Here is a 26,880-nt window from a genome sequence, read left to right as displayed (position 1 = left end):
TCACGGCCGCCGCCGCGCTGGACGACCTCACCGGGTGCTGCCTGGGACACGGTGGACGAGCGGCTGCGTTTCCTCGTGGAGAGGGTCGCGGCCTAGGCCGGACATGAACCTCAGATGACGCGTTCCACCCTCTGTGCGGAAGGGCCCGCACCATCGTGCGGGCCCTTCCGCGTCATCCCCTACTTGGCCGTGCGTCCCGCCTCCCAGGTGGGAGACGAGTGGGAGACAAGTGGGAGATGATCATGGCGTGATGCTGCAATCAGGCGCTAGGAAATGCTAGACAGCGCTACCTGTGCGGCCCGGTTTCAGCCGCCGGATTCGCCCGCGTGCGGGCTCAGCACACCCATGCTGACCAGCACAATCACCACCACACCGAGGGCGATGCGGTACCAGACGAACGGCATGAAGCTCTTGTGCGAGATGAACTTCATGAACCACGCGATGACCGCGTAACCCACGAAGAAGGCGATGACCGTGGCGAAGATCGTCGGTCCCCAGGAGACGTGCCCGCCCTCCATCGCGTCCTTCAGCTCGTAGCCGCCCGAGGCGATCACGGCCGGGATGGCGAGCAGGAAGGAGTAGCGGGCCGCGGCCTCGCGCTTGTAGCCCATGAGGAGGCCACCGCTGATGGTGGCGCCGGAGCGGGAGACGCCGGGGATGAGGGCCATGGCCTGGCAGAGGCCGAAGATCAGGCCGTCCTTGACGCTGAGCTGTTCGAGGCTCTTGCGCTCCCGGGCGGCGCGGTGCTTGCCGCCCGTCTCGTCACGGGCGGCCAGGCGGTCCGCGACGCCCAGGACGATACCCATGACGATGAGCATGGTCGCCGTGAGGCGCAGATCACGGAAGGGGCCCTCGATCTGGTCCTTGAGGGTCACGCCGAGGAGACCGATCGGGATGGAGCCGACGATCACCAGCCAGCCCATCTGGGCGTCGTGGTCGCGGCGCATCTCCTTGTTGAACAGCGAGCGCGACCACGCCGAGATGATGTTGGCGATGTCCTTGCGGAAGTAGATCAGCACGGCGGCCTCGGTGCCGATCTGGGTGATCGCGGTGAAGGCCGCGCCCGGGTCCTCCCAGCCGGAGAAAGCCGCCGTCAGGCGCAGGTGCGCGCTGGAGGAGACGGGGAGGAATTCGGTCAGCCCCTGGACGAGTCCGAGGATGAGGGATTCAAACCAAGACATGAAGTTACGTGGTCCAAGCGCTGATCGTGGAGGGCCGACGGAAGACGTGCCGCGCCGCGGGGCGGGTGATCACAGGTGCTGGGGGCAGCCTAGCGCCCCATGGGGACGGGCCCGTCACAGGGGTTTCGCAGGGCCGCCCGGCGGGCGGGCGGAGGGCGTGCGCGGCACGGGTGGAGTGTCGGCGTCCCGAGGCGTGGAACGGCCGGATCCGTGGTGTTGACCAGTCACTATGTCCGCACATACTTTGCTGGCGAGGGAAAGCGCTTGCCGTCGTGAGGGCCGCCGCACCGCCGGAGCCCCCGCCACCAGGCGTTGGCCGACGTCCGATGTCTCGTTCGATGGAGTGCTGATCACGTCCATGTCCACACCCAGCAACGACCCGAGCCCGGCTGCGGACCACCGGCCGAACCGACCGCAGGCCCCGCTCGCCGGCCGGCGTGTCCGTGCGGCGATCATCGGCATCGGCGCCATCGGCGGCGGTTCCCACCTGCCCGCGCTCGCGCGGCTCGCCGAGGAGGGCGAGACCGAGGTCGTGGCGGCGGTCGACATCGATGCCGACGCGGTGGCGAAGTTCTGCGCGGAGCACGGCATCCCGCACGGCTACACCGATCTGGACCGCATGCTGGCGGAGCAGAGCCCCGACCTGGTCAGCGTCTGCACCCCGCCGACCCTGCACCGGGACCAGACGATCGCCGCGCTGCGGGCCGGCGCCTGGGTGTGGTGCGAGAAGCCGCCGGTGCCGACGCTGGCCGACTTCGACGCCGTCGAGGCGCAGGAGGGGGCGGACGGCGGGGGGCCGTACGCCTCGATCGTCTTCCAGCACCGCTTCGGCTCCGGTGCGCGGCACGTACGGCAGCTGATCGCCGAGCGGAGCCTCGGGCGCCCACTCGTCGCGCACTGCCAGACCACCTGGCACCGGGACACCGCCTACTACGCCGTGCCCTGGCGCGGTCGTTGGGCGACGGAGGGCGGCGGGCCCGCGATGGGGCACGGCATCCACCAGATGGACCTGCTGCTCGATCTGCTCGGCCCGTGGAGCGAGGTCCGGGCGATGGCCGGCCGGCTGGTCCACGACGTGGAGACCGAGGACGTCTCCACGGCCCTCGTGCGCTTCGAGAGCGGCGCCCTGGCCACCGTCGTCAACAGCGTCCTCAGCCCCGACGAGGTCAGCCGCATCCGCATCGACTGCGAGCGCGCCACCGTCGAACTGACCCATCTGTACGGCCACTCCAACGCCGACTGGTCCGTCACCCCCGCCCCGGGCACCCCGGAGGCCGACGCGGCGGCCTGGCGGGACTTCGGCGAGGACGTGCCCAGCTCGCACCTGGCGCAGCTGCGCGAACTCGTGGCGAGCATGCGGGCCGGCGAGCGGCCGCGCAGCAGCGGCGCCGACGGGCGTACGAGCCTGGAGCTGATCGCCGCCCTGTACAAGTCGGCGTTCACCGACGTGACCGTGCGGCGCGGCGAGATCGGGCCCGGCGATCCGTACTACACCGCCATGCACGGCGGCGCCCCCGGGTGGGCGCCCGGAACCGTCCAGGTGTCCGCCGACGCGACCGAGGAGAGCACGGCATGACCTTCCACGACGGGCTGCGGGTCGTCCACGCCCACGGGGACCGGATCACGGTCACCGAACCCACCACCGGTGTGGAGCTGTTGAGCTACGTCTACCGGCCGGAGGCGGCCTGGGAGGCGCCGAAGCCGTATCTGCACCCGGTCCGGACGCTGGCCGGGGACGTCGTCACCGACTTCCGGCCCAACGACCACCGCTGGCACAAGGGGCTGCAGCTGACGGCCTCGCACCTGTCGGGCCAGAACCTGTGGGGCGGCAACTCGTACGTGCACGGCGAGGGGTATCTGCCGCTCCCGGAGCGGGTCGGTTCGATGGCGCACGCCGGCTTCGACGTCGTCGAGTCGGACGGCGAGCGGGTCGTGGTCGCCGAGCGTCTGACCTGGCACCCGTACACGGGTGAGCTGTGGGCCGACGAGGAGCGCCGGATCGAGATCCACGACGTGGACACCGAGTCGGGTTCCTGGGCGCTGACCTGGACGAGCGCGATCACCAACCGCCGTGACGAGCCGCTGCTGTTCGGCAGCCCCACGACCGCCGGGCGCGAGATGGCCGGCTACACGGGTCTGTTCTGGCGCGGCCCGCGTGCCTTCCGGGACGGGCGGATCATCGGGCCCGACTCCGCGGGACCCGAACTGATGGGGGAGCAGGCCGCCTGGCTGGCCTACTCGGGTGAGCACGACGGCGCCGACGGCCACGCCACGCTCGTCTTCGCGCACGCGCCCGAGAACGACCACACGGGAGCCGGGGGCGCCCACCCGGCGCACTGGTTCGTCCGCAACGAGCCCTTCGCCGCCGTCGCCCCCTCCTGGGCCTTCTACGACGAGCTGGCGCTGGCTCCCGGTGACACGCTCACCCGTCGCTACCGGGTCGTCGTGGCGGACGGGGCCTGGGAACGGGAGGAGATCGCCAAGTACCTGGAGGCGCACCCGTGGTGAGCGGATGGGAGGGACTGCCCGGCGGGGTCGCCGTCTCGCACCTGGCCGTCTACGACTGGCCCGCGGCCGACGGGGTCTGCGGCGGAACTCCCCATATGCACCTGACCTGTTCGGAGGCGTACGTCGTCACCGGCGGGCGGGGGGCGGTGCAGACGCTGACGGTCTCCGGGTACGAGGTCACGCCGCTCGCGCCGGGGACGGTCGCCCGGTTCACGCCCGGCACCATCCACCGGCTGGTCAACGAGGACGATCTGCGGATCACCGTCCTCATGCAGAACAGCGGGCTGCCGGAGGCGGGTGACGCCGTCCTCACCCTCCCCCCGGAGTACCTGACCGACCCGGACACGTACGCCGCCGCCACTCGCATCCCGGTGGAGGCGCCGAAGGAGGAGCAGGAGCGGGCCGCCCGGGCCCGGCGCGACCTCGCCCTGGAGGGCTACCGGGCGTTGCGCGACGCGTCCGGCCCCGAACCGCTCGCCGCGTTCCACCGGGCCGCCGCCGCGCTGGTCCGCCCCCGGCTCGCCGAGTGGCGGGCGCGCTGGGAGCGGGGGGCGCGGGCCGCCGCCGCCGCGACGGGGGAGCAGTTGGACCGGCTGGAGCGGGGGGACGTGTCCCATCTGGCCGATGCCGGGGTGTGGGCCGAGAAGCCCTCCGAGTCCGGGAAGTTCGGGATGTGCGGGCGCTTGGACGTCTACAAGGGGGACTGAGCAGGGGGTTCCGGGCGCCTCGGAGCCCCGGGGAGTGCTGTGGTCGAGCGGCTGCCGGTGGTGTGGGGTTGCCCGCGCAGTTCCCCGCGCCCCTATGGTGCGGGGGTAGTCGGGCCTGTCACCGACCAGCCCGGGGTCTGCGGATGGGCCTTGAGGTCCTCGTGACGGACCGCGCCGCCGCAGGCCGTGCAGGTGACCGTCGCCACCAGTTCGTTGCCGCAGATGTGCTCGACCACCATGGGGCGGTCGTCGTCCTTCCGGAGATGGCGGTCGCCCCACGCCATGAGCGTCATCAGGACCGGCTCCAGTTCGCGACCCGCCTGCGTGGGCCGGTACTCGAAGCGCTGCGGGCGCTGGCTGTAGGCGTGCTTGTGCAGGATCCCCGCGTCCACGAGGCGCCTGAGGCGGGTCGCCAGTACGTCACGCGGTGCCCCGATGTTGCGGACCAGCTGGTCGAAGCGGCTGTTGCCCAGGCAGACCTCGCGCAGGACCAGCAGCGAGTACTTCTCACCGACGAGCGCCAGGGCGTCGGCGATGGAACAGGGGCGCGGATCTGCGGAGGCGGCCATGCGCTCATTCTAGGGGAGGGTTTGCTTTTCCAACGCACTGGACTATCGTGAGTTTGAATTCCCTACTCACTGGGAGTCCCCCGGCAGTCGTGGAGGCCCGCCCATGCGTGACGCAGTCGTCGTCGAAGCCGTACGCACCCCGATCGGCAAGGGCAGGCCGACCGGCGCCCTCGCCCACGTCCACCCCGTGGAACTCCTCGCCCACACCCTGCGCACCCTCGTCGACCGGGCGGGCGTCGACCCCGCGCTCGTCGACGATGTCATCGGCGGCACCGTCGACCAGGTCGGCGAGCAGGCCATGAACACCACCCGCTACGCCGTCCTCTCGGCGGGCTTCCCGGACACGGTGCCCGCGACCACGGTCGACCGGCAGTGCGGCTCCTCCCAGCAGGCCGTGCACTTCGCGGCCCAGGGCGTGATGGCGGGGGCGTACGACATGGTCGTCGCCTGCGGGGTGGAGTCGATGAGCCGGGTGCCGATGTGGTCCAACGTGCCGCCCGGCAAGGACCCGTTCGGCCCCGGTGTCGCCGCGCGCTTCCCCGAGGGGCTCGTCCCGCAGGGCATCAGCGCCGAGCTGATCGCCGCGAAGTGGTCGCTCGGCCGGGACCGGCTGGACGCCTTCGCGGTGTCGTCCCACCGCAAGGCCGCCGCGGCCTGGGACGGTGGCCTCTTCGACGCCGAGGTCGCACCGCTGGAGGGGCTGACGCGTGACGAGTGCGTACGGCCCGGCACCACTCCCGAGATCCTCGCCGGGCTGCGGCCCGCGTATCACGACCCCGGGTTCGCCGAGCGGTTCCCGCAGATCGAGTGGAACGTCACCGCGGGGAACGCGAGCCCCGTCAACGACGGTGCCTCGGCCGTCCTCATCACGTCCGGGGAGACGGCGGCCCGGCTCGGCCTGCGCCCGCTCGCCCGGCTGCACAGCTTCGCCGTCACCGGCTCGGATCCGCTGCTGATGCTCACGGGGGTCGTCCCGGCCACGGAGAAGGTGCTCCGGCGGGCCGGGCTGCAGCTCGACGACATCGACCTCTTCGAGGTGAACGAGGCGTTCTCCAGCGTGGTCCTCGCCTGGCAGCAGGAGACGGGAGCCGACCTGGCGAAGGTCAACGTCCACGGGGGCGCCATCGCCCTCGGCCATCCGCTCGGGGCCAGCGGCACACGCCTGACGACGACGCTGGTGCACGCCATGCGGGAACGCGGCGCCCGCTACGGGCTGCAGACGATGTGCGAGGCCGGCGGGCTGGCCAACGCGATGGTCCTCGAGGCCGTCTGAGCCGCTGGCGCCGGTCGCGCGAGGGCCGGGGCAGGCCGCGCGCTGCCGGGATGGGACCGCGGCCGTGCGGGCCGCGCCCACGAGGTCAGCGGGCGCGCAGGTGGTGGCGTTTGCGCCAGGCCAGAGCGGCGCCGACCAGGGCCGGCACCGCGATGCAGGCCATGGCGATCAGGAAGGCGGGGGAGGTCGGGGACGAGGCCCGGGCGCCGGCGACCGCGTACGCGGCGGTGTTCGGGATCGAGCCGAGGGCCGTGGCGAGCAGGAAGGGGAGACAACCCATACGGGAGACGGACGCGCAGTAGTTCGCCGCCCAGAAGGGCACTCCCGGGAACAGCCGGGCCGCCAGCATCGAGCGGAAGCCGTGGCGGCTGAGCTGGCCGTCCGCCGACTTCAGCCAGCGGTGGCGCAGCAGGGGACGCAGGGCGTCCTGCCCGAGCATGCGGCCCAGACCGAAGGCGATACCGGCCCCGAGGACCGTGCCCGCGAGCGCCGAGGCCAGACCCAGCTGGGAACCGAAGAGCGCGCCCGCCGCGATGTTGAGGATCGGCCGGGGCACGAACGCGACCGTGCACAGCCCGTACGCCACCGCGAACATCACGACCGCCGCGGCGCCGCTCAGCTGGGGCGGCCAGCCGTCGGCCAGCAGCCGCTGCGGCTCGAACCACAGGACGGTCGACACGGCGCCCAGGAGCAGCAGCACGAGGAACGAGAACCGCGCCCACGGCGCGAGCAGCACTCTGCCCCAGCGGGCGGCCCGGCCGGGGGGCACGGTCGGAACGGCGACGGGTGGGACGACGGGTGCGGCGACGGCGAGCTCCGTTGCGGCGGTCCGGGGAAGAACCGTGGCGGTGCCCCCAGAGCGGGTGGTGGCATCGAGCATTCGTCGACGGTAACCGACCCATGTACGTGTATGCCGTACGGAACGTCTCACGGGGGTCACAGGGAGCGGAACAACGGGCTCGTCGGCCACGGCGCGCCCGGGTGTCCCGCGGGCACCGCGCACCGTGCTGCCTGCGCCTTCCCGAACACGGTTCCGGCCCGGGCGCCGTTCACTCCCGGCACCCCCTTGTGAAGCATCTCTCTTCGGCCGTCCCCCGGAACCCGTCCGTACCGAAAACCATTCGACGGCAGCCGACTTGTCGACGATGATCGACGTCATGTTCCGGCACGCCTTCGCTCTCGCCGCATCCGCCACAGGCGCGGATGCCCCGAAGGCTGCCCTTCTGATCGTCGTGGCCGCCGCAGACGGCGCCCGAAGCTGACTCTTCCCGGACATTCCGGCGGACCCCGCAGGGGGAGGGTCGGCAAGACCTCGGGGTCCCCGTCCCGGCAGCGCCCCCAGTCGCGCCGGGACCTCACTCAGTACCGCTGAAGAGACTTCGAGGTACCGCCATGTCCAAGACCGCTTACGTCCGCACGAAACCACACCTCAACATCGGCACCATGGGTCATGTCGACCACGGCAAGACCACTCTGACCGCCGCCATCACCAAGGTCCTCGCCGAGCGCGGGGCCGGCACCTTCGTGCCGTTCGACCGCATCGACCGCGCCCCGGAGGAGGCGGCGCGCGGCATCACCATCAACATCGCGCACGTCGAGTACGAGACCGACACCCGGCACTACGCGCACGTCGACATGCCCGGCCACGCCGACTACGTCAAGAACATGGTCACCGGGGCCGCGCAGCTCGACGGGGCGATCCTCGTCGTCTCCGCGCTCGACGGGATCATGCCGCAGACCGCCGAGCACGTGCTGCTGGCCCGGCAGGTGGGGGTGAACCATGTCGTCGTCGCGCTGAACAAGGCCGACGCCGGCGACGAGGAGCTGATCGACCTCGTCGAACTGGAGGTCCGCGAGCTGCTCACCGCGCACGGGTACGGCGGCGACTCCGTACCGGTCGTACGGGTGTCCGGGCTCAAGGCGCTCGAAGGGGACCCGCGGTGGACGGCGTCCATCGACGCGCTGCTGGACGCGGTGGACACGTACGTCCCGATGCCCGAGCGGTATCTGGACGCGCCGTTCCTGCTGTCCGTGGAGAACGTGCTCACGATCACGGGCCGGGGGACCGTCGTCACGGGCGCCGTCGAACGGGGCACCATCCACGTGGGCGACCGGGTCGAGGTGCTCGGTGCCGAGGTGGAGACGGTCGTCACCGGGCTGGAGACCTTCGGCAAGCCGATGTCGGAGGCGCAGGCAGGGGACAACGTGGCGCTGCTACTGCGCGGGGTGGGACGGGACGCCGTCCGGCGCGGGCACGTGGTGGCCGCGCCCGGCAGCGTCGTACCCAGGCGGCACTTCACCGCGCAGGTGTATGTGCTCTCGGCGCGTGAGGGCGGGCGCTCGACCCCGGTGTCCACCGGGTACCGGCCGCAGTTCTACATCCGTACGGCGGACGTCGTCGGGGATGTGGACCTCGGCGAGATCGCCGTCGCGCGGCCCGGGGACCGGGTCACGATGAGTGTGGAGCTGGGCCGGGAGGTTCCGTTGGAGCCGGGGCTCGGGTTCGCGATCCGTGAGGGTGGCCGGACGGTGGGAGCGGGAACCGTGTCGGCCGTTCTATAGGCGTCGCGGGGTGCGGGGCCGTAGGCCGGTCGAGGCCGGTCGTGCGGTCCTCGCACCCGTACCGGGGGCGCCTCGACGGTCCCTGGGCCGACGGGGGCCCGGCGCGAAGAGGCCCGGCACAATGGGGCGCGTGAACGAAGCCATACCCGTCTCCCGTCCCATCGACCAGGGGACCGCCAAGCTCATGCCCGACGTCGACCGGGAGCGGGCCTGGCTGTTGACCGTGGACGGGGCGCCGCAGTCGTACGTGGACCTGGACGAGCCGACGCATCTGGAGTTCGAGTACACGCGGCGGCTCGGGCATGTGCTGGACACGGTGGCGGAACCGGGACGGGCGCTCGACGTGCTGCATCTCGGCGGGGGCGCGCTCACCCTGCCCCGGTACGTGGCCGCGACCCGGCCCGGGTCGCGCCAGGAGGTCGTCGAGTACGACCGGAGGCTGCTGGACCTCGTCGTCGAACAGCTGCCGCTGCCCGACGACGCGGGGATCGCGCTGCGCGGCGCGGACGCCGGGGAATGGCTCGAAGCGGCCCCCGCGGACTCCGCCGACGTGATCGTGGGGGACGTGTTCCGGGGCTCACGCGTCCCGGCGCATCTGACGACCGTGCGGTACGCGCGGGCGCTGGAGCGGGTGCTGCGCGTGGACGGTGTCTATCTCGCGAACCTGGCCGACGCCGCGCCCTTCGCGTTCCTGCGGTCCCAACTGGCCACGCTGGCCACGGTGTTCGAGGAGCTGGTGCTGATCGCCGAGCCGGGAGTGCTGCGCGGCAGGCGCTTCGGCAACGCCGTGCTGGTCGCGGCCCATCAGCCGCCCGACATCACCGTCCTGGCCCGGCGAACCGCCGCCGACGTCTTCCCGGCCCGGGTCGAACACGGCCCGGCGCTGCGCCGCTTCATCGAGGGCGCCGCACCCGTGCGCGAGGAGGACGCCGTACCGTCACCGGAGCCGCCCGACGGGGCCTTCGGTATCGGCTGAGCCGGGCGTGGAGCCGGTTCCGGCAGCAGGGCGGGCGCCGGGGCCGGCGTGGGGCGCGGCGTCGGGCTTGGCCAGGGACACCGGCACGGTGCGCCTGGTCAGGTTCCGTACGTCCCGGACGCACAGGACCGCCGCCGTGGCCGCCACACACAGCGCCGCGCAGCCCCACAGGGCCGCCGTGCGGCCGAAGGCGCTCTCCGCCGGGCCCGCCAGCGCGGCGGCGAGCGGCACCATCGCCACCGAGCCGAACCAGTCGTACGCCGAGACACGGGACAGCTTGTCCTCGGGGATCTCCTGGTGCAGCGCGGTCATCCAGGAGACGCCGAACACCTCGATCGACAGACCGCTGACGAACATGGCCAGGCACAGCACGGCGATCGGGGTCGGCACGGCGAGCGCGGCGCTCGGCAGGGCGAACGGGAAGACGCACAGGACGCCCACGAAGAGGAGGCGGCGCGGTTTCCAGCGGGTCATCAGCAGTGCTCCCGCGGCGTTGCCCGCACCGAACAGGGCCAGCGCCAGGCCCCAGGGGCCGGGGCCGCCGAGGCTGTCGTCGGCGACCTGGGGGCCGTAGACCGCGTCGGCGGCGACCATGACCGCGTTCACCAGGGAGAACTGGACGACGATCGCCCACAGCCAGGTGCGGCCGGTGAACTCCCGCCAGCCGTCCCGGAGATCGGCGAGCATGCCGTGCCCCGGCTCGCGCTCCGGTATGTGGCTCACGTCGAGGAAGGCGCGCAGGGCGCCGGCGCAGGCGAAGGCGACGGCGTCGACCGCGAGCACCCAGCCGGGGCCGATCACCGCGACCAGGGCGCCGCCGACGGCCGCGCCCGTCATGGTCGCGCCCTGCGAGGCGAAGCGGAACAGCGCGAAGGCCCGGCCCGCCTGCTCGGCGGTGACCGAGGACAGCAGCATGCCCTCGGCCGCCGGGCCGAAGAACGCCTGGCCGGTGCCGCCGAGTGCGGAGAGCAGCATCATCTGCCAGAGGTGGGCCCCGCCGGTGAGCACGAGCACGGCGAAGACGGCCTGGGAGAGACAGTTGAGGGTGTTCGCCGCGACCATCACCCGGTGGCGGGGCAGCCGGTCCGCGACCGCGCCGCCGATCAGCAGGAAGAGCACCAGCGGCAGGGTCCGCGCCGCCGCGACCAGACCGACGTCACCGCCGTCGCCGCCCGCGTCCAGCACCGCGAACGCGGCCGCGACCAGGGCGCCGTTGCTGCCGAGGTTGGTGACGACCGCGGCCGTCGTCAGCAGGGTGTAGTTGCGACCCGCCCAGGCGGGGCGGCGGGAGGCGGCGGGAGTCGTCACCCGCCGACTATCGCCGCCCCACCCCCGTCTGCCAAACCGTTTCCGCACGGGAGGGGGCCCGATCGGGCCACGGGAACTGGGCCGGTCCGGGCCCGGAGCGGATGGCTCCGACGCCGGTACCGGTGTCCGGTACCGGCTCAGCCGCCCGTCGGTTCGCCGTACAGCCGTACCGTGCTGAGGATCTTCTGCACCGTCGCGTCCGGGACCTCGTCGTCGACGTCCTTGGCTCCGTGGAAGGTCCAGGAGACGTAGTCACCGGCCGAGTTCTTGAAGGCGAACGTGGTCGCCTTGCCGTCGGTGTCGCACTTGCCCTTCTTGGCGACGCCCTTGGAGTACGTCGTCGCGACACTGCCCTCGACGCCCGACGCCGTGGTGTACGGCTTGGCCTTGCCGATGGTCATCTTCTTCTTGGCGCCGTCCTTCTGGTCGGTGTAACCGCCGAAGACCCACCACGCCGCGTCGTTGCGGGCGACGTCCTCGGTGCCCTTGGCGCCCTGCTGGCCCTTGGTACCCGCGGCGGCCAGCGAACTGGTCTCCTCGTTGCCGTCCTTGTCGTCGTCGGACGTGCACCACTTCTCCTTGAGGATGGCGGGTGCCGACATGCCGATGAGGACCGACCCGTCGCCCTTCTTGTCGTCCTCGAAGCCGATGAAGGTGTCGGCCGACTGGACGGCCCACTCGGGCGGCACGTCGAAGGCCGTACCCCACTTGGGGTTGACGACGACCTTCCAGCCCGCGATGGTCGGCTTCGCTCCGGCGTCCTCGCCGCGCGGGTTGTCCTCGGTGCTCTCGGTCGGGGTCGGCGAGGGGGAGACCGAAGGGGCGGACTGCGTCTTCGACTTGTCCTTGTCGCCATCGCCTCCGAGGACCAGGAAGCCCGTCACGCCGGCCGCCACGACGACGGCCGTGGCCGCGACGATCGCGATGAGCTTCGTCCGGTTGCCGCCGCCTCCGCCCGGCGGCACCGGCGGACCCGCGTGTCCCTGCGCGCCCCACTGGGGCTGCTGCCCGTACTGGGGCTGCTGGCCCGTCGACTGGTATCCGGGCTGCTGATAGGGGTTGGGTTGCTGGTACCCCGGCTGTTGGTATCCCGACTGTCCCGGCGGTCCCGACTGGTCGTACCCCGGCTGCTGGTACGGGTTCGGCTGCTGCGGTTGGTGCTCGCCCCCGGGCGGCTGCTGCTGTCCTGGCCACATGGCTCGTAACCATAGATGCGTCGGGGGGCGGGGTGCCACGGGAGTCCACGAAGCAGCTTTGCACACGGGACGAACGGCTTCAAAACGCCCGTCGGCGCGCGGTTCCTCCGCACCGCCGCGTGCGGGGAACTCCTCGGGCGTCACCGGGGGCCGGGCGAACGGACGGGCCGCCGGGGCGACTTCCTCGTTCTTGAACGCGAACGTCCTCGGCCTGCCGTCCGTCCCGCGCCGGCCGGCCTCCTCCGCCCCGGCCGGCCGCACGGTTCCCGTCGGACGACGGCGCTACGACGATCGCGCGACGACCCCTGGTCAGACGCCGCTACTCGTGGGTAACATCGCGGCATGAGCGCAGACCAGATGTCGATCGGCGAGATGCTCGCCGCCACGGTGCCGATGGCCAGGACGCTGAAGCTGGAGTTCCTGGAGACCACGCCGGAGAAGGCCGTGGTGTCACTGCCGGACCAGGGCGAGTTCCACAACCACGTCGGCGGGCCGCACGCCGGCGCGATGTTCACGCTGGGCGAGTCGGCGAGCGGGGCGATCGTGCTCGCCGCGTTCGGGGACCAGCTCTCCCGCGCCGTGCCGCTCGCGGTCAGCGCGGAGATCGCGTACCGGAAGCTCGCGATGGGCCCCGTCACGGCCACCGCCACCCTGGGCCGCCCCGCCGCCGAGGTCGTCGCCGAACTCGACGCCGGACAGCGCCCCGAGTTCCCCGTCGCCGTCGCCATCCGGCGGGCCGACGGCGCCGTCACGGGCGAGATGACCGTCGTCTGGACCCTGCGCCCCAACGCCTGACCCCCGCCTGCTCCCCCTGAACCCTCCGCCCGGCCCCGGCCCGGCGCCGGGCGCCCGCACCCGATGCCACGGCCCTCTCCGCCCTCCCGCGGGGCGGCGACGCGCTGAGCGCGACCGTGCGCGCCGAGCATCGGAGCGGTCCGTGGGACAACCTGGAGGGCTCCGTCGCCGTCCGAGTAAGCGGGTAGGCTTCCCCGGCGTGCGCCCCGTCGTGAGCGCTCGCCGGGGGCCTTTGAACCGCTACACGGGAGGAACCGGTCTTGCACGTCCAGGAGTGGCTCGAAACAGTGCCCCCGCTCGCCATCTACCTGCTGGTGGGGCTGGTCATCGGCCTGGAGAGCCTGGGCATCCCGCTGCCGGGCGAGATCATCCTGGTCTCCTCCGCGCTGCTGGCCTCCCAGCACGGTGAGATCGACCCGTTCGTCCTGGGCGCCTGCGCCACCGCCGGCGCGATCATCGGCGACTCCATCGGCTACGCGATCGGGCGCAAGGGCGGCCGCCCGCTGCTGGCCAAGCTCAACCGGCGGTTCCCCAAACACTTCAGCGAGAGCAACATCGCCGTCGCCGAGCGCTCGTTCGACCGGTGGGGCATGTGGGCCGTCTTCTTCGGCCGCTTCATCGCCCTGCTGCGTATCTTCGCCGGCCCCCTCGCCGGCGTCCTCCAGATGCCCTACTGGCGCTTCCTCGTCGCCAACGTCCTCGGCGGCATCCTCTGGGCCGGCGGCACCACGGCCGTCATCTACTACGTCGGTGTCGTCGCCGAGGCCTGGCTCAAGCGCTTCTCCTGGCTGGGCCTGGTCCTGGCCGTCCTCATCGGCGTCACGTCGATGCTGGTGATCAAGCGCAAGGCGAAGAAGGCGGCGGAGGCGGCGGAGAGCACCGAGGCGGAACTGGTCCCCGCCGCCGACTCCTGAGGAAGAGGGGGCCGGTCGTACCGGCCCCGCGCGCGGTCTACGCGCCGTACTCCTCCTGCGCCTTCCGGTGCGCCGCGGCCAGCTCCGTGTAGTGCGTGCCGTTCAAGGTCACCAACTCCCGCTCCTCGTCGGTGAGCGGCCGCTTCACCTTCGCGGGTACCCCCGCGACCAGCGAGCCCGGCGGCACGCGCATGCCCTGCGGGACCAGCGCCTGCGCGGCCACCAGCGATCCCGCCCCGATCACCGCGCCGTTCAGCACCGTCGCGCCCATCCCGATCAGACAGTCGTCCTCGACGGTCGCCCCGTGCACCACCGCGTTGTGCCCGATGGAGACCCGCGCACCGATCGAGACCGGGAACCCGGGGTCGACGTGCAGCGTGCAGTTGTCCTGGACGTTGGCGTCCGCGCCGATGACGATCGGCTCGAACTCGGCCCGCAGGACGGCCCCGTACCAGACGCTCGCCCCGGGCCGCAGCGTCACGTCGCCGATCACCACCGACGTGGGGGAGACGAACGCGGCCTCCTCCACATCCGGCTTGTTGCCGCCGAACGTCGTGATCAGGGCCCGCTGCCGGTTCATCGCCGCCTCCTGGTGGTGGTCGAGGATCAGTCCTCACCCGCACCGTAAGCCATGGTGCCCGCATCCCGTGGGGTGAAGATCACAGCCGTACGGCGTCCTGCGTGTGCCGCGCGGTGAGTACCGTGAGCGGGTGCCGAAAAGCAAGAACACGTTCTCGTCCTGGCGGGGCCGCCTCGTGCAGCGCGTCGTCCACGCGGGCTGGGCGTGGCTGCAGCGCACGGGGTCGGTGACGGCCGACCGGCCCGGGAGCCTGCGCTTCGGCGCGATGGGAACAGGTACCAGGCTGGCCTTCCCGCTCGGCACGGTCTTCGGTGAGCCGTGGATCCATCTGGGCTCCCACTGCATCATCGGCGAGCAGGTCACCCTGACCGCCGGTCTTATGCCCGACCTGGACCTCGGCGCGGAGCCGATCCTGCGCATCGGTGACGGTGTCGTCCTCGGCCGGGGCAGCCATGTCATCGCCGACACCACCGTCACCATCGGCAGCGACTGCTACTTCGGCCCGTACGTGTACGTGACGTCCACGAACCACTCCTACGACGACCCGCACGAGCCGATCGGCAAGCAGTGGCCGCGGATGGACCCCGTCTCGATCGGGCCGGGCTGCTGGATCGGTACGGGTGCGGTGATCCTGCCCGGCGCGCGTATCGGACGGAACGTGGTGGTCGCCGCGGGAGCCGTGGTGCGGGGCGTGGTGCCGGACCACTCGGTGGTGGCGGGGGCGCCCGCGCGGGTCGTGCGGCGCTGGGACCCCGTGGAGGGCTGGCAGCCGCCGATCCGGACGCCCGCGCCGGTGCCGATCCCCGACGGGGTCACGCCGGAGCAGTTGCTGGCGCTGGCCGAGTGGGACGCGGAGGGGGCGGAGGAGTCCGCCTAGCGGCTCGGGGGCCCGGCCCCCGCAGTACAGTTCGGTGCGTGTCCGGTGCACCACACGGGGGTTCGCCGCGGTGAACCCCCGTATCGAGAACATTGGACGGAATGTGTCGGATCTCGACCTGCTGACCCAGTCCCTGGCGCGCAACGTCAAGCGCTGGCGCACCGAGCGGGGTTTCACCCTGGACGCCCTCGCGACCCGCGCCGGAGTCAGCCGCGGCATGCTCATCCAGATCGAGCAGGCCCGCACCAACCCCAGCATCGGCACCGTCGTCAAGATCGGGGACGCGCTCGGCGTCAGCATCACCACGCTGCTCGACTACGAGCGGGGGCCCAAGGTCCGGATCGTCCCGGCCGAGCAGGTGGTCCGGCTCTGGCACACCGAGGCGGGCAGCCACAGCAAGCTGCTGGCCGGAGCGGAGGCGCCCGGCCCGCTGGAGATGTGGGACTGGCTGCTGATGCCGGGGGAGGGCAGCCGCTCGGACCCGCACCCCGTGGGCACGGTCGAGATCGCGCATGTCACGCAGGGGGAGCTGACCCTCACCGTCGGGGGCACGGAGTATCGCGTGCCGGCCGGTGCGAGCGTCACCTTCGAGGCCAACGCGGCGCACGAGTACGCGAATCGGGGGGACGTGCCGACGCACATGGTGCTGACGGTGTCGGTGCCGGCCGTGCCCTGAGGGCCGTCCCGGCCGCCGACCGGCCTTTGTTACCGTGCCGCCCATGCGCGCACCCATCGGGAACTTCGACCACGCCACGCCCGCCCCCGACTGCCTCGACGACCTCGTCGGCCCGGTCGCCGACGCCGTCCGCGCCTGGCCCGGCAGTGTGCCCGCCGACCGGATCCTGTACGTCGAGACGGACCCGGAGTGGGCCGACACCGCCGTGTTCGTCCAGCACTACGGTCAGGACCTGCTCGAAAAGTCCGCGAACTGCGTGGTCGTCGCGGGCAGGCGCGGTGGCGGGTCGAGTCTGGCCGCGTGTGTCGTGCTCTCCACCACCCGGGTCGACGTCAACGGCGTGGTCCGCCGCCGACTCGGCGCCCGCAAGGCCTCGTTCGCGTCGATGGACACCGCCACCGGCGAGACCGGGATGGAGTACGGCGGCATCACCCCCGTCGGGCTTCCCGCGTCGTGGCCCGTCCTGGTGGACTCCGCCGTGGTCGACCTGCCGTACGTCCTGGTCGGCAGCGGGCGGCGGCGCGGCAAGCTGCTGGTGCCGGGGAAGGCGTTCGCGGAGCTGCCGAACGCGGTCGTGCTGGAGGGTCTGGGGGTCGCCTGACCCCCAGACCCTCCAGCAGAGGCAGGGGTGCCGGGGTGCCGGAACGCCGACGCCGGGCCCCGGGCGTCTGGCCCGGAACCCGGCGTCGTACGGCGCGGCGGTGATCAGGCGGCGGCGGAGCCGGCCTGGGCGCCGAGCTGCTGCAGGACCTCGGTCAGGCCGGTGACGACCTCGGCGTCGTCCGCCGGGTGGGTCTCGGCGAAGCGGACGACCGAACCGGGGATGGACAGCTTGGCGTCCTCCAGGACCGTGGCGCCGGCGATGCCGGCGGCCTTGCGGGTCTCGTCCTGCGCCCACACGCCGCCGAACTGGCCGTACGCGGTGCCGACCACGGCGACCGGCTTGCCGGTGAAGGAGCCGGCGCCGTAGGGGCGGGACAGCCAGTCGATGGCGTTCTTCAGGACGGCCGGGATGGTGCCGTTGTACTCGGGGGAGAAGAGCAGGAAGCCGTCGACCTGGTTGGCGGCCTCGCGCAGACGGGCGGCGGTGGCCGGAAGGGCGGCCTCGTTGTCGATGTCCTCGTTGTAGAACGGGACGTCGGCCAGGCCCTCGTACAGCTCGATCGTGACGCCCTCCGGGGCGTGCTTCACGGCGGCCTCGGCGAGCTGGCGGTTGTGTGAACCGGCGCGAAGGCTGCCGACGAGCGCGAGGATGCGTACGGACATGAGCTGACTCCTAGCAGGGATAAGCGCGTGGCGAAGTTAAACGGACCGGGGTCCGTTGAAATTTGTAGCAGCTATCCGGACCGGGGTCCACTTTTCTGTGGTGAGCGTTACGCTCTTTTCATGAAAGAGTCGCTGCCGCCCTTCCCGGCGCCTCAGGATCCCGACCCCCTCGACGGACTGCTGAACCTCACCCCTGCCGCCCCCGACCAGCCCCGCCTGCGCGCGGACGCGGCCCGCAACCGCACCCGGCTGCTGGAGGTCGCCGCCCGGCTGGCGGCGGACTGCGGTGCCGCCAATCTGACCATGGAAGCCGTGGCGACCGCCGCCGAGGTGGGCAAGGGCACCGTCTTCCGGCGGTTCGGGGACCGGATCGGGCTCATGCTCGCGCTTCTCGACCACCATGAGCGGGAGCTGCAGGCCGCGTTCCTGACCGGCCCGCCACCCCTCGGTCCCGACGCGCCCGCCCTGGACCGGCTCCGGGCCTTCGGCGTCGCCGTCATCCGGCACGAGTACGCCCATCGCGACCTCTACCTCGCCGCCGGTGCGGACGTCTCCCGCCGTCACACCAGCCCGGCCAACCAGCTCCGCCTGGGCCACCTGTGCATGCTGCTGCGCCGCGCGCGGGCGACGGGTGACATCGAGCTGCTGGCACAGACCCTGCTGGGCTGTCTGGACATCGGCCTCGTCGATCATCTGGTGCAGCGGCGGGGGATGTCCCTCGACCGGCTGGAGCTGGGATGGGCGGACCTGGTGGAGCGGCTCGTCGTGACCGCGTAGCAGCCGCGTGCCGACGGGCGATGGGCCGGGACATTCGGGCCGGGACATTCGAGCCGGACATTCAAAGCGACCGCTTGGTAACTTGGAGGCGGTGTCGGGGAGCGGCCTCGTACGCCGGGTGAGGGGAGCGGCCACATGACCCACGAGATCGCCGAGACCGGCGCGGGCGACAACGGCGCGGGCGTGATCGGCGCGGGCGTGATCGACGGGGGCGTGATCGACGGGGGCGCGGTGGGCGAGAAGGACCGCTCTGACGCCTCCGGCGAGAAGGACCGCTCGGACGCCCCCGGCACCGGCTTCTTCGCCTCCGTGGACGACGTCGCCGCGCGCCTGGCCGAGGTGGGGTACCTGGCCTCGACGGCCGTCGCCACCACGGTCTTCCTGGCCGACCGGCTCGGCAAGCCGCTGCTGGTGGAAGGGCCGGCGGGGGTCGGCAAGACCGAGCTGGCCAAGGCCGTCGCCCGGGTCGGTGCCGCCCGGCTCGTCCGGCTCCAGTGCTACGAGGGCATCGACGAGTCCCGCGCCCTGTACGAGTGGAACCACGCCAAGCAGCTGCTGCGCATCACCGCCGGACGCGACGAGGCCTGGGACGACACCCGTTCCGACATCTTCAGCGACGAGTTCCTGCTCACCCGCCCCCTGCTGACCGCGATCCGGGGCGACGAGCCGACGGTCCTCCTCATCGACGAGACCGACAAGGCGGACGTCGAGGTCGAGGGGCTGCTCCTGGAGGTGCTCAGCGACTTCCAGGTCACCGTCCCGGAACTGGGCACGATCACCGCCACCCAGCGACCCTTCACGGTCCTCACCTCCAACGCCACCCGGGAACTCTCCGAGGCCCTGCGCCGCCGCTGCCTCTTCCTCCATCTCGGCTTCCCCGACGCCGAGTTGGAACGGCGGATCGTCACGCTCAGGGTTCCGGGCCTGGACGACACCCTCGCCGACTCCCTGGTCCGGGTGGTCGGCGCGCTGCGCGAGATGGAGCTGCGCAAGGCCCCCTCCGTGGCCGAGACCATCGACTGGGCCCGCACCCTGCTGGCCCTCGGCGCGGACACCCTGGACGAGAACGTCGTCCGGGACAGCCTGGGAGTGATCCTCAAGCACCAGGACGACATCGAGAAGGCCGCGCGGAAGCTGACGCTGGTATGAGCGCCGGGGCCCGCGGCGCGAACGGTACGTCGCCGGGATCCACACTCCCCGACCGGCTGACCGCGTTCGTGCGGGCGTTGCGCGGCCACGGGATACGGATCGGGCCCGGCGAGACCGTGGACGCGGCCGCCGTCCTGGAGGTGCTGGGCCTCACCGACCGGGAGCGGATCCGGGAGGGGCTGGCGGCGGCGCTGCTGCGCGCCGACCGGCAGCGTGGCGTGTTCGACACGGCCTTCGAGCTGTACTTCCCGCTCGGGGTGGGGGAGTTGGCGGGCGCGCGGAGTGCGTCCGCCGGGGACCGGGACGAGTTGCGCGACCGGCTGGCCGAGGCGTTGGCCGCGAACGACACCGCGATGCTCAACCGGCTCGCGGCCGAGGCCGTGGAGTTGCTCGGCCGTTACGGTTCCCCGGGTGCGGACGGTTGGTCCGCCCACCAGACGCTGGACCGTCTCCGCCCGCAGACGCTGCTGGCACGGATCCTGGCGGGTTCGCGGGCCGGTGGGGCGGAGGGCGAGGGCGTCGGGTTCTCCGGTGCGGGGGGTGGGGGCGGGGCCGGGGGCGGGTTCCGTATGGGATTCGGTGGCGGGCTCACGTTCGGTTCGGGTTCGGGTGCGGGTGCGGGTGCGGGTGCTGGGACGGGGACGGCCTCGGGCTCGGACTTGGGTTTTGGGACCGGTGGTGGGTCCGGTCTCGGTGCGGGCGGGTTCACCGATCGGCTGGACGCCGACGAGATCCGGCGCCGTATCGAGGACTTCCGGAACCGGGTACGAACGGAGGCGCGACGGCGGGTCGCCGAGCGCCGGGGCGCGGAGATGATCGCCCAGCGGGGCATCGCACCCAGCGCCGACCAGGTCGACTTCCTCGTCGCGAGCCGCGAACAACTCGTCGAACTGCGGCGCACGGTCCAGCCGTTGGCCCGCAAGCTCGCGACCCGGCTGGCTGCCCGGCGGCGCAGGGCGGCGCGCGGCCAGATCGACATCCGGCGCACGCTCCGGCGCTCGCTGTCCACCGGCGGTGTGCCGCTACGGCCCGCCTACCGGCGCCATCGGCCCGCACGCCCGGAGATCGTGCTGCTCTGTGACGTGTCCGGGTCGGTCGCCGGGTTCGCGAACTTCACGATGCTGCTGGTGCAGGCGATGCGGGACCAGTTCAGCAAGGTGCGGGTGTACGCGTTCGTCAACCGCGTCGACGAGGTCACCCGCCTCGTCACCAACGGCGAGGCCGATCCCGCCGAACTCGGCCGCCGGATCGTCGGCGAGGCCACGGTCTCCGGGTGGCACGGCAGCAGCGACTACGGTGCCGCGCTCGGGGAGTTCGCCGAGCGCCACCTCGACGCGGTCGGACCGCGTACGTCGGTGATCGTGCTCGGGGACGCCCGCACCAACGGGTTCGACCCCCACGCGGAGGCACTGCGCCGGATCGCGGCCCGCGCCCGCCGCGTCCACTGGCTGAACCCCGAGTCGCCCGAACAGTGGGGCACGGGCGACTCCGCCGCCCTTGTCTACGCCGAGATCGTCGACATGCACGCCTGCCGGAACGCGCGGCGGCTGGGGGAGCTGGTGACGCGGCTGATCCCGGTGTGACGCGAGCGGGGGCGGTTCGGCCCTGCCCCGGTCCTACGCCCCGCCGGTGTCGATCACGCAGAAGCGGTTGCCCTCCGGGTCGGCGAGTACGACGAAGTCGGCACCCTCCGGGTAGGCGTCCCACCGGACGCGGTGTGCTCCCAGGCCCAGCAGCCGTTCGACCTCCGCCGCCTGTGCCTCCGCGTCGCCCGCGTAGAGGTCCAGGTGCACCCGGGGGCGCTCCTGCACCGGGGTCTCGCTGAGGCCCAGGGAGAGCTGGGGGCCGGTGCCCTGCGGATGCACCAGCACGACCCAGTCGTCCTCCGGCTCCTCACGGGGGACGTAGCCGAGGGCCTGCGTCCAGAACGCTGTGGCCCGCCGTACGTCGGACGCGCCCATCACCACGGAACCGATGCTCAGCATGGACCGATTCTCGCCCCTGCGGATCCGCCGCCATGCGGCGATGCTGGAAACAGACCTCGACCTCAGGAGGTGCGCCCATGTTCCGCACCGTCACCGTGGGTATCGACGGTTCGCGCGAGAGCCTGGCCGCCGCCGAGTGGGCGGCCCGGGAGGCGCGGCTCCGTGCGTTGCCGTTGCGGCTGGTCAACGTCTGGGAGCCGGTGCCCGAGCCGATGGGGCGGCCGCCGGTGCTGGACACGGAGACGGCACCCGAGGGCCAGGACGGGCGGGACGGGCGGGCGGGGCCGGGCTCCGCGGCGGAGACCGGGGTCGGGAAGCTGCTGCGGGAGGCCGCCGACGGGATACGGCAGCGGCACTCCGAGGTCGACGTCAGCGTCGAGCAGTTGACGGGGCGGGCGAGCGAGGAGCTGGTGCGGGTCGCGCACGGTGGGGACCTGCTGGTGCTGGGTTCCCGTGGGCTGAGCGGTCTCGCCGGGTTCCTGCTCGGGTCCGTGGGGCTGCATGTCGTCGCGCATACCGAGCGGCCGGTGGTGCTCGTGCGGGCGGGGGAGAGGGCCGCGGACGAGCATGCGCCGGGCGCGGCCGGGGTGTCGTCCGCCGTGACCCCGTTCCGGCCCGTCGTGCTCGGTCTCGACACCGTGCAGCCCGATCACACCTTGATCCGGTTCGCGTTCGAGGCGGCCGAGGCGCGGGGGGCGCCGTTGCGGATTCTCCATGACTGGCGTCCGCCGCCGCACTCCGGGCTGCGGGAGCGGCCCGGTCTGGAGGCCGATCTCGATGCCGATGTGGGGGAGGTGGAGGCCGGTACGTTGCGTGAGGTGCTGGTGCCGTGGCGGCGGGAGTTTCCCGGGGTCGTGGTGGTGGAGGAGTCGCGGCGGGGGAAGGCGGCGGAGCATCTGCTGGAGGCTTCTCGGGACGCGTCTCTTCTGGTGGTCGGGCGGCGGGTGCGGCATTCGCCCGTGGGGGTGCATGTGGGGCCGGTCGTGCATGCGGTGCTTCACCATGCGGGGGTGCCCGTGGTGGTGGTCGCGCATGAGTGACGTCCCGGGTGCCAGGGCCTCTTTCGCCCCCGCCGCCCCTACCCGCCCCGTCCCCAGGGGCTGCCGCCCCTTCGCCCCCGCTCGCGGGCGCGTTCGTCGGCTGCGGGTGGGTGGGGGCTGGTCGCGCAGTTCCCCGCGCCCCTGAAAAGAACGGCCACGCGCCCGCGAACCGTCGCGTGAGCCCGCGGCCCTGCGTAAGCCCCTGGCCTCGCGTGAGCCCGCGGCCCTGCGTAAGCCCCTGGCCTCGCGTGAGCCCGCGGCCCTGCGTAAGCCCCTGGCCTCGCGTGAGCCCGCGGCCCTGCGTAAGCCCCTGGCCTCGCGTGAGCCCGCGGCCCTGCGTAAGCCCCCGGCCCCGCGTCAGCCCCTGGCCTCGCGTCAGTCCCCGGGCCTGCGCCGACGCCACCCTGTGCCGACGCCGGGCTGGGTGCCGCCGTCGCCCTGCGCCGCGTCAGCGCTGAGGCGCGTGAAGCCTGGACGAGGGTTCTTGGACCGTGCCCTGAGGCCGTGGGCGGCCGGTGTGGTCGTGCGTCTCGCCGACCGGTTCAGGAGGTGGCGGGCAGGCGGGGGATCTCTATCGCCGGGCAGCGGTCCATGATCATGTCCAGGCCTGCCTCGCGGGTTCGGTGGTAGGCGTCCTCGTCGAGCACGCCCAGTTGGAACCAGACCGCCTTGGCCCCGATCCGGGCGGCCTCGTCGGCGACGGGGCCCGCGAGGTCGCTGTTGACGAAGACGTCGACGACGTCGACCGGGAAGGGGATGTCGGAGAGCGAGGCGTAGCCCTGCTCGCCGTGGACCGTCTCGGCCTGGGGGTGCACGGGGACGACCCGCTTGCCGTAGCGCTGGAGGACCTCCGCGACGCCGTACGCCGCGCGGTTGCGGTTGTTGGACAGGCCCACGACGGCCCAGGTGTCGCCGAGTTCCGTCAGCACCTTGCGGATCGTGGCGGGGTCGCCGTACATGCCGTCTCCTCTGTTCGGGCCGTATGCCCTGGGGCAACAGCGGGCGGCGCTCGGCGATTCCCGGGCCTCCGTTCCTTCGGTGGCCGGCTCGGTGGCCGGGTCGGTGACCGGCTCCGTGACCGGCCCGGCGGTCGGCTGATGTCCGGCTCGCTGTCCGGAATGCCGTCGTCCGCACTGCGTTCGGCCGTTCCCGCGCCTACGCTCACCCCGTGCTGCGTATCACTGACGCCCGGACCGGCGAGCCCGCCGAGATCCGCAGGGCGCTCACCCGGGTCCATGCCCATGTGCCGGGGGACGACCCCTCGGCCCTGCGCGTCCTGCTGGTCGCCGACGTCCTCGCCCGCGCTCTCGAACTCGGCGGGAGCGCCGTCCTCTTCGTCGCCGACCCGCCTGCCGCACTGCGGCAGCGCGCCGACGACCTGGGCATCCGGCCAAGCGAACCCTCCGGGACGCGGGGCGGGCGGCAGCTACTGCACGTGACCGGCTCGGGGGAGACGGCCGCCACCGCCACCGCCACCGCCACCGCCACCGCCACCGCCACCGGCATCGAGGTCGAGGTCGGCGCCCTGACGGGGGCGGGCGAGACGGCCGTGGCGGGTACCGCCCTGCGGCTCGCTCTCCTCAGCCACCCCCGCCGCACCCCGGTCACCCTCGACGCCACCACCCTCACCGAGGCCGCCGACACGCTCGACCACTGGCGCAAGTCGGTGGCGGCCTGGGCGACACAGCCGTCGAAACCGGTCCCCGAGCCCGTACGTCAGGCCCTGAGGGACGCCTGGGAGGACGATCTCGACGTACGCGCGATGCTCGACGTGCTGCGCGGCGTCGAGGGGGCTCGGGACATTCCGGACGGCGCGCGGTTCGAGACGTACGCCTACGCGGACCGGCTGCTCGGTCTGGAGCTGACCCGGGAGATCGGGGCGACGCCATGACGGCGCGCGCCGGCGCGGGCCCGCTGCGCAGACTCGTCGTCCTGCGCCACGCCAAGTCCGCCTGGCCCGTGGGCGTCCGCGACCACGAGCGGCCCCTCGCACCACGCGGCCACCGCGACGCCCCCGCCGCGGGCCGGGCCCTCGCCGACGCGGACTGCCTGCCCGACCTCGCCGTGTGCTCCACGGCCGTACGGGCGCGGCTGACCTGGGAGCTGGCCTCCGCGCAGTGGGGGACGCCGCCGCCCGTCCGGTACGACGGTCGGGTGTACGCGGCCGACGTAGCGGAGCTGCTCGACGTGGTGCGCGAGACTCCCGGCCACGTACGGACGCTGCTCCTCGTCGGTCACAACCCGGGGCTGGAGGAACTGGTGCTGGACCTGGCCGGCGACGCCCTCGACACCGCGCTGGACGACATGCGGGTCAAGTTCCCCACCTCGGCGATCGCCTTCCTCTCCTGGCACGGCGCGACGTGGGCCGCGCTCGCCCCGGGCACGGCACTGCTGACGGACATGATCGTGGCCAGGGGGACGAAGGGGTCCTGAACGGCCCCCGGCCAGGGATCCGGCCCCGGTCGACGCCCCGCGCGGGTGTGCGCCGGCCTGCGCATAGGCTGGCCGGATGCAGGACGAGTACCGCACCGTCGCCCGCGCCGGCGTGCACGAGACCGAGGTCAACCGATCCCGGTTCCTGTGCGCGCTCGCCCCGGCGGCCACCGAACAGGAGGCCCAGGACTTCGTCGCGGCCGTCCGCAGGAAGCACGCCGACGCCACCCACAACTGTTACGCGTACGTCATCGGCGCCGACGCGGCCGTCCAGCGCGCGAGCGACGACGGGGAACCGGGCGGCACCGCCGGCGTCCCCATGCTGCAGATGCTGCTGCGCCGGGACATGCGGTACGTCGTCGCCGTCGTTACCCGGTACTACGGCGGGGTCAAGCTGGGCGCCGGCGGACTCATCAGGGCGTACGGCGGCGCGGTGGGCGAGGCCCTGGACGCGCTCGGGGGCATCACGCGCCGGCGCTTCCGGCTGGCCACGGTGACGGTCGACCACCAGCGGGCCGGCAAACTGCAGAACGACCTGCGCTCCAGCGGGCGCGAGGTCCGTGACGTGCGTTACGCGGAGGCCGTCACCATGGAGATCGGCCTGCCCGACGCCGAGGTCGACGCCTTCCGCGCCTGGCTCGCCGACACCACCGCGGGCACCGCCGCGTTCGAACTCGGGGGCGAGGCCTACGGGGACGCGTGAGGGCGGGCGACTGCTGTGACGGAGGGGGCACGCGCGGGGAGCGCGGGTGTGGGCGGGTCGGTTCGCCGGTAGCCGCCCGTGATGTCCGACCCGCCTGTTAGGTTCGGGGATCATGAGGCTGCTGCACACTTCCGACTGGCATCTCGGTCGGGCGTTCCACCGGGTGAACATGCTCGGCGCGCAGGCCGAGTTCATCGGTCATCTGGTCACGACCGCGCGCGAGCGCGAGGTGGACGCGGTGGTGGTGGCGGGGGACGTGTACGACCGGGCGGTGCCCGCGCTGGCGGCGGTCGAGCTGTTCGACGACGCCCTGCACCGCCTGGCCGAGCTGGGCGTGCCCACGGTGATGATCTCCGGGAACCACGACTCGGCGCGTCGGCTCGGCGTCGGCGCGGGCCTCATCGGCCGGGCGGGCATCCATCTGCGGACGGCGGCCTCGGCGGCGGGGACCCCCGTGATGCTGTCCGACGCCCATGGCGAGGTCGCCTTCTACGGGCTGCCGTATCTCGAACCCGCCCTGGTGAAGGACGAGTTCGGGGTGGACAGAGCGAGCCACGAGGCGGTGCTCGCCGCCGCCATGGACCGGGTCCGGGCCGACCTGGCCACGCGTGCGCCGGGCACCCGCTCCGTCGTGCTGGCCCATGCCTTCGTCACCGGCGGCGCGCCCAGCGACAGCGAGCGGGACATCTCCGTCGGCGGGGTCTCCTCGGTGCCGGCCGGAGTCTTCGACGGCGTCGACTACGTGGCGCTGGGTCACCTGCACGGCAGCCAGACCCTCACCGACCGCGTCCGCTACTCCGGTTCCCCGCTGCCGTACTCCTTCTCCGAGGCCGACCACCGCAAGAGCATGTGGCTGGTGGACCTCGGCGCCGACGGCTCGGTGGACGCCGAGCGGATCGACTGCCCCGTGCCCCGCCCGCTCGCCCGGATCCGGGGCCGGCTCGACGACCTGCTCGCCGCACCGGAGCTGACCCGGCACGAGGAGGCATGGGTCGAGGCCACGCTCACCGACCCGGTCCGGCCCGCCGAGCCCATGGCCCGGCTGACCGTTCGCTTCCCGCACACGCTCAGCCTCGCCTTCGATCCCGAGCGCGCCCCCGGCGACCCGGACCTCTCCTACGCACGGCGTCTCGCCGGCCGCGACGACCAGCAGGTCGCCGAGGACTTCGTCGCCCATGTCCGCGGCACCGGCCCCGACGCACACGAACGGACCGTGCTCAGGGACGCGTTCGACGCCGTGCGGGCCGACGACACGGTCCGGGAGGTCGCCCGATGAGAGGCCCGACGAACCACGGTCCGGCCACCCGCCGGCACCGGGTGCGCGGCGGAGTACGGCCGACGACGACAGGCCGCCGGGCCACCACCCCCGCGGGCCGACTGCCCGGCCGGACCGGCACGGCGGGTG

Annotated in this window: 28 protein-coding genes; 19 read left to right on the top strand and 9 right to left on the bottom strand. The window is 72.8% G+C overall.

Features of this window, described 5'->3' with window-relative positions; genetic code table 11:
• Nucleotides 1-305: 305 nt before the first annotated feature.
• Nucleotides 306-1,181: an undecaprenyl-diphosphate phosphatase gene (locus tag H4687_RS07705; protein ID WP_046913700.1), complete on the bottom strand. Its 876-nt coding sequence runs from the start codon at nucleotides 1,179-1,181 to the stop codon at nucleotides 306-308.
• Between the two features lie 358 nt (nucleotides 1,182-1,539).
• On the opposite strand from H4687_RS07705, the gene H4687_RS07700 reads away from it, so the two are divergent.
• Genes H4687_RS07700 through H4687_RS07690 form a run of 3 tightly spaced genes read left to right on the top strand, consistent with a single transcriptional unit; the run spans nucleotide 1,540 to nucleotide 4,396 of the window.
• Entirely contained in the window at nucleotides 1,540-2,757 is a 1,218-nt protein-coding gene (locus H4687_RS07700; RefSeq protein WP_192781658.1) for a Gfo/Idh/MocA family protein, read from the top strand.
• Complete coding sequence (locus H4687_RS07695; RefSeq protein WP_046913698.1) at nucleotides 2,754-3,689, top strand: DUF6807 domain-containing protein; 936 nt, start codon at nucleotides 2,754-2,756, stop codon at nucleotides 3,687-3,689. The genes H4687_RS07700 and H4687_RS07695 overlap by 4 nt, the downstream gene beginning before the upstream one ends.
• Nucleotides 3,683-4,396 carry a cupin domain-containing protein gene (locus tag H4687_RS07690; RefSeq protein WP_046913697.1) on the top strand — a complete coding sequence of 238 codons (714 nt, stop codon included), beginning with the start codon at nucleotides 3,683-3,685 and terminating at the stop codon, nucleotides 4,394-4,396. Before H4687_RS07695 ends, H4687_RS07690 begins: the two co-directional genes overlap by 7 nt.
• 92 nt (nucleotides 4,397-4,488) lie before the next feature.
• Here the strand turns inward: H4687_RS07690 and H4687_RS07685 are convergent, their stop codons facing one another.
• On the bottom strand, nucleotides 4,489-4,965 hold the full coding sequence (locus tag H4687_RS07685) for a winged helix-turn-helix transcriptional regulator (RefSeq protein ID WP_046913696.1): 477 nt from the start codon (nucleotides 4,963-4,965) through the stop codon (nucleotides 4,489-4,491).
• A gap of 103 nt (nucleotides 4,966-5,068) precedes the next feature.
• Here H4687_RS07685 and H4687_RS07680 point away from each other — a divergent pair, with 103 nt between their 5' ends.
• Nucleotides 5,069-6,238 carry a thiolase family protein gene (locus H4687_RS07680; protein WP_046913695.1) on the top strand — a complete coding sequence of 390 codons (1,170 nt, stop codon included), beginning with the start codon at nucleotides 5,069-5,071 and terminating at the stop codon, nucleotides 6,236-6,238.
• Nucleotides 6,239-6,323: 85 nt separating this feature from the next.
• On the opposite strand, the gene H4687_RS07675 is transcribed toward H4687_RS07680, so the two are convergent.
• Nucleotides 6,324-7,118 carry a TVP38/TMEM64 family protein gene (locus tag H4687_RS07675; RefSeq protein ID WP_046913694.1) on the bottom strand — a complete coding sequence of 265 codons (795 nt, stop codon included), beginning with the start codon at nucleotides 7,116-7,118 and terminating at the stop codon, nucleotides 6,324-6,326.
• Nucleotides 7,119-7,630: 512 nt separating this feature from the next.
• Between H4687_RS07675 and tuf the strand changes: the two genes are divergently transcribed.
• Nucleotides 7,631-8,800 (top strand): elongation factor Tu, encoded by a 1,170-nt coding sequence (tuf, locus tag H4687_RS07670; RefSeq protein WP_046913693.1) that lies wholly within the window; start codon nucleotides 7,631-7,633, stop codon nucleotides 8,798-8,800.
• 130 nt (nucleotides 8,801-8,930) lie between these two features.
• The gene (locus tag H4687_RS07665) at nucleotides 8,931-9,776 is read left to right on the top strand and encodes a spermidine synthase (protein WP_078907372.1); all 846 of its coding nucleotides are present in this window, start codon (nucleotides 8,931-8,933) and stop codon (nucleotides 9,774-9,776) included.
• Here H4687_RS07665 and H4687_RS07660 read toward each other — a convergent pair.
• Both H4687_RS07660 and H4687_RS07655 read right to left on the bottom strand, forming a co-directional pair.
• Nucleotides 9,738-11,084 (bottom strand): MFS transporter, encoded by a 1,347-nt coding sequence (locus H4687_RS07660; protein WP_046913691.1) that lies wholly within the window; start codon nucleotides 11,082-11,084, stop codon nucleotides 9,738-9,740. The genes H4687_RS07665 and H4687_RS07660 overlap by 39 nt on opposite strands.
• Before the next feature lie 137 nt (nucleotides 11,085-11,221).
• Nucleotides 11,222-12,280, bottom strand: a complete 1,059-nt coding sequence (locus H4687_RS07655) for a hypothetical protein (RefSeq protein WP_046913690.1) — start codon at nucleotides 12,278-12,280, stop codon at nucleotides 11,222-11,224.
• Between the two features lie 357 nt (nucleotides 12,281-12,637).
• Between H4687_RS07655 and H4687_RS07650 the strand changes: the two genes are divergently transcribed.
• Both H4687_RS07650 and H4687_RS07645 read left to right on the top strand, forming a co-directional pair.
• Nucleotides 12,638-13,075, top strand: a complete 438-nt coding sequence (locus H4687_RS07650; protein WP_005475531.1) for a DUF4442 domain-containing protein — start codon at nucleotides 12,638-12,640, stop codon at nucleotides 13,073-13,075.
• Between the two features lie 260 nt (nucleotides 13,076-13,335).
• Nucleotides 13,336-13,989 carry a DedA family protein gene (locus tag H4687_RS07645; protein ID WP_050398785.1) on the top strand — a complete coding sequence of 218 codons (654 nt, stop codon included), beginning with the start codon at nucleotides 13,336-13,338 and terminating at the stop codon, nucleotides 13,987-13,989.
• A gap of 37 nt (nucleotides 13,990-14,026) precedes the next feature.
• On the opposite strand, the gene H4687_RS07640 is transcribed toward H4687_RS07645, so the two are convergent.
• Nucleotides 14,027-14,569 (bottom strand): gamma carbonic anhydrase family protein, encoded by a 543-nt coding sequence (locus tag H4687_RS07640; protein WP_046915030.1) that lies wholly within the window; start codon nucleotides 14,567-14,569, stop codon nucleotides 14,027-14,029.
• A 130-nt stretch (nucleotides 14,570-14,699) separates the two neighbouring features.
• On the opposite strand from H4687_RS07640, the gene H4687_RS07635 reads away from it, so the two are divergent.
• From H4687_RS07635 to H4687_RS07625, 3 genes are all read left to right on the top strand, one after another.
• Nucleotides 14,700-15,446, top strand: coding sequence for an acyltransferase (locus H4687_RS07635; protein ID WP_233443512.1), 747 nt, complete (start codon nucleotides 14,700-14,702; stop codon nucleotides 15,444-15,446).
• Between the two features lie 103 nt (nucleotides 15,447-15,549).
• Nucleotides 15,550-16,122 carry a helix-turn-helix domain-containing protein gene (locus H4687_RS07630; protein WP_046915032.1) on the top strand — a complete coding sequence of 191 codons (573 nt, stop codon included), beginning with the start codon at nucleotides 15,550-15,552 and terminating at the stop codon, nucleotides 16,120-16,122.
• A 43-nt stretch (nucleotides 16,123-16,165) separates the two neighbouring features.
• On the top strand, nucleotides 16,166-16,723 hold the full coding sequence (locus tag H4687_RS07625; protein WP_005475522.1) for a YbaK/EbsC family protein: 558 nt from the start codon (nucleotides 16,166-16,168) through the stop codon (nucleotides 16,721-16,723).
• Nucleotides 16,724-16,827: 104 nt separating this feature from the next.
• Here the strand turns inward: H4687_RS07625 and H4687_RS07620 are convergent, their stop codons facing one another.
• Nucleotides 16,828-17,388 (bottom strand): NAD(P)H-dependent oxidoreductase, encoded by a 561-nt coding sequence (locus tag H4687_RS07620; protein WP_046915033.1) that lies wholly within the window; start codon nucleotides 17,386-17,388, stop codon nucleotides 16,828-16,830.
• Between the two features lie 120 nt (nucleotides 17,389-17,508).
• Between H4687_RS07620 and H4687_RS07615 the strand changes: the two genes are divergently transcribed.
• The 3 genes from H4687_RS07615 (at nucleotide 17,509) to H4687_RS07605 (ending at nucleotide 20,897) form a co-directional block, all read left to right on the top strand.
• Nucleotides 17,509-18,165: a TetR/AcrR family transcriptional regulator gene (locus H4687_RS07615; protein ID WP_046915034.1), complete on the top strand. Its 657-nt coding sequence runs from the start codon at nucleotides 17,509-17,511 to the stop codon at nucleotides 18,163-18,165.
• 135 nt (nucleotides 18,166-18,300) lie between these two features.
• Entirely contained in the window at nucleotides 18,301-19,314 is a 1,014-nt protein-coding gene (locus H4687_RS07610) for an AAA family ATPase (protein ID WP_078907366.1), read from the top strand.
• Complete coding sequence (locus H4687_RS07605) at nucleotides 19,311-20,897, top strand: VWA domain-containing protein (protein WP_050398783.1); 1,587 nt, start codon at nucleotides 19,311-19,313, stop codon at nucleotides 20,895-20,897. Before H4687_RS07610 ends, H4687_RS07605 begins: the two co-directional genes overlap by 4 nt.
• Nucleotides 20,898-20,930: 33 nt before the next feature.
• On the opposite strand, the gene H4687_RS07600 is transcribed toward H4687_RS07605, so the two are convergent.
• Nucleotides 20,931-21,299 (bottom strand): VOC family protein, encoded by a 369-nt coding sequence (locus H4687_RS07600; RefSeq protein WP_046917437.1) that lies wholly within the window; start codon nucleotides 21,297-21,299, stop codon nucleotides 20,931-20,933.
• Nucleotides 21,300-21,376: 77 nt separating this feature from the next.
• Between H4687_RS07600 and H4687_RS07595 the strand changes: the two genes are divergently transcribed.
• On the top strand, nucleotides 21,377-22,339 hold the full coding sequence (locus H4687_RS07595; RefSeq protein ID WP_046917438.1) for a universal stress protein: 963 nt from the start codon (nucleotides 21,377-21,379) through the stop codon (nucleotides 22,337-22,339).
• Nucleotides 22,340-22,881: 542 nt separating this feature from the next.
• Here H4687_RS07595 and H4687_RS07590 read toward each other — a convergent pair.
• Nucleotides 22,882-23,298, bottom strand: coding sequence for a CoA-binding protein (locus H4687_RS07590; RefSeq protein WP_046920392.1), 417 nt, complete (start codon nucleotides 23,296-23,298; stop codon nucleotides 22,882-22,884).
• A gap of 209 nt (nucleotides 23,299-23,507) precedes the next feature.
• Between H4687_RS07590 and H4687_RS07585 the strand changes: the two genes are divergently transcribed.
• The 4 genes from H4687_RS07585 to H4687_RS07570 all read left to right on the top strand — a co-directional run bounded on the left by H4687_RS07585 (nucleotide 23,508) and on the right by H4687_RS07570 (nucleotide 26,751).
• Nucleotides 23,508-24,230, top strand: coding sequence for a cysteine--tRNA ligase (locus H4687_RS07585; protein ID WP_192781657.1), 723 nt, complete (start codon nucleotides 23,508-23,510; stop codon nucleotides 24,228-24,230).
• Nucleotides 24,227-24,772: a SixA phosphatase family protein gene (locus H4687_RS07580; RefSeq protein ID WP_046914734.1), complete on the top strand. Its 546-nt coding sequence runs from the start codon at nucleotides 24,227-24,229 to the stop codon at nucleotides 24,770-24,772. The genes H4687_RS07585 and H4687_RS07580 overlap by 4 nt, the downstream gene beginning before the upstream one ends.
• A gap of 76 nt (nucleotides 24,773-24,848) precedes the next feature.
• A complete protein-coding gene (locus H4687_RS07575; RefSeq protein ID WP_046914733.1) occupies nucleotides 24,849-25,475 on the top strand; it encodes a YigZ family protein in 627 nt (208 codons plus the stop codon).
• 112 nt (nucleotides 25,476-25,587) lie between these two features.
• Complete coding sequence (locus H4687_RS07570; RefSeq protein WP_046914732.1) at nucleotides 25,588-26,751, top strand: exonuclease SbcCD subunit D; 1,164 nt, start codon at nucleotides 25,588-25,590, stop codon at nucleotides 26,749-26,751.
• Nucleotides 26,752-26,880: the final 129 nt, after the last annotated feature.

Source organism: Streptomyces stelliscabiei (assembly GCF_014873495.1).
In the GTDB taxonomy this organism is placed as follows: Bacteria; Actinomycetota; Actinomycetes; order Streptomycetales; family Streptomycetaceae; genus Streptomyces; species Streptomyces bottropensis.
This window is presented reverse-complemented; position numbering and strand designations above follow the sequence as displayed.

What these genes read in the sequence shown, in the direction of transcription:
- H4687_RS07680 (WP_046913695.1), top strand. Translation starts at nt 5,069, where the DNA reads ATGCGTGACGCAGTCGTCGTCGAAGCCGTACGCACCCCGATCGGCAAG.
- H4687_RS07615 (WP_046915034.1), top strand. Translation starts at nt 17,509, where the DNA reads ATGAAAGAGTCGCTGCCGCCCTTCCCGGCGCCTCAGGATCCCGACCCC.
- H4687_RS07705 (WP_046913700.1), bottom strand. Translation starts at nt 1,181, where the DNA reads ATGTCTTGGTTTGAATCCCTCATCCTCGGACTCGTCCAGGGGCTGACC.
- H4687_RS07580 (WP_046914734.1), top strand. Translation starts at nt 24,227, where the DNA reads ATGACGGCGCGCGCCGGCGCGGGCCCGCTGCGCAGACTCGTCGTCCTG.
- H4687_RS07675 (WP_046913694.1), bottom strand. Translation starts at nt 7,118, where the DNA reads ATGCTCGATGCCACCACCCGCTCTGGGGGCACCGCCACGGTTCTTCCC.
- tuf (WP_046913693.1), top strand. Translation starts at nt 7,631, where the DNA reads ATGTCCAAGACCGCTTACGTCCGCACGAAACCACACCTCAACATCGGC.
- H4687_RS07650 (WP_005475531.1), top strand. Translation starts at nt 12,638, where the DNA reads ATGTCGATCGGCGAGATGCTCGCCGCCACGGTGCCGATGGCCAGGACG.
- H4687_RS07620 (WP_046915033.1), bottom strand. Translation starts at nt 17,388, where the DNA reads ATGTCCGTACGCATCCTCGCGCTCGTCGGCAGCCTTCGCGCCGGTTCA.
- H4687_RS07570 (WP_046914732.1), top strand. Translation starts at nt 25,588, where the DNA reads ATGAGGCTGCTGCACACTTCCGACTGGCATCTCGGTCGGGCGTTCCAC.
- H4687_RS07610 (WP_078907366.1), top strand. Translation starts at nt 18,301, where the DNA reads ATGACCCACGAGATCGCCGAGACCGGCGCGGGCGACAACGGCGCGGGC.
- H4687_RS07700 (WP_192781658.1), top strand. Translation starts at nt 1,540, where the DNA reads ATGTCCACACCCAGCAACGACCCGAGCCCGGCTGCGGACCACCGGCCG.
- H4687_RS07575 (WP_046914733.1), top strand. Translation starts at nt 24,849, where the DNA reads ATGCAGGACGAGTACCGCACCGTCGCCCGCGCCGGCGTGCACGAGACC.
- H4687_RS07655 (WP_046913690.1), bottom strand. Translation starts at nt 12,280, where the DNA reads ATGTGGCCAGGACAGCAGCAGCCGCCCGGGGGCGAGCACCAACCGCAG.
- H4687_RS07685 (WP_046913696.1), bottom strand. Translation starts at nt 4,965, where the DNA reads ATGGCCGCCTCCGCAGATCCGCGCCCCTGTTCCATCGCCGACGCCCTG.
- H4687_RS07695 (WP_046913698.1), top strand. Translation starts at nt 2,754, where the DNA reads ATGACCTTCCACGACGGGCTGCGGGTCGTCCACGCCCACGGGGACCGG.
- H4687_RS07625 (WP_005475522.1), top strand. Translation starts at nt 16,166, where the DNA reads ATGCGCGCACCCATCGGGAACTTCGACCACGCCACGCCCGCCCCCGAC.
- H4687_RS07600 (WP_046917437.1), bottom strand. Translation starts at nt 21,299, where the DNA reads ATGCTGAGCATCGGTTCCGTGGTGATGGGCGCGTCCGACGTACGGCGG.
- H4687_RS07605 (WP_050398783.1), top strand. Translation starts at nt 19,311, where the DNA reads ATGAGCGCCGGGGCCCGCGGCGCGAACGGTACGTCGCCGGGATCCACA.
- H4687_RS07590 (WP_046920392.1), bottom strand. Translation starts at nt 23,298, where the DNA reads ATGTACGGCGACCCCGCCACGATCCGCAAGGTGCTGACGGAACTCGGC.
- H4687_RS07640 (WP_046915030.1), bottom strand. Translation starts at nt 14,569, where the DNA reads ATGAACCGGCAGCGGGCCCTGATCACGACGTTCGGCGGCAACAAGCCG.
- H4687_RS07595 (WP_046917438.1), top strand. Translation starts at nt 21,377, where the DNA reads ATGTTCCGCACCGTCACCGTGGGTATCGACGGTTCGCGCGAGAGCCTG.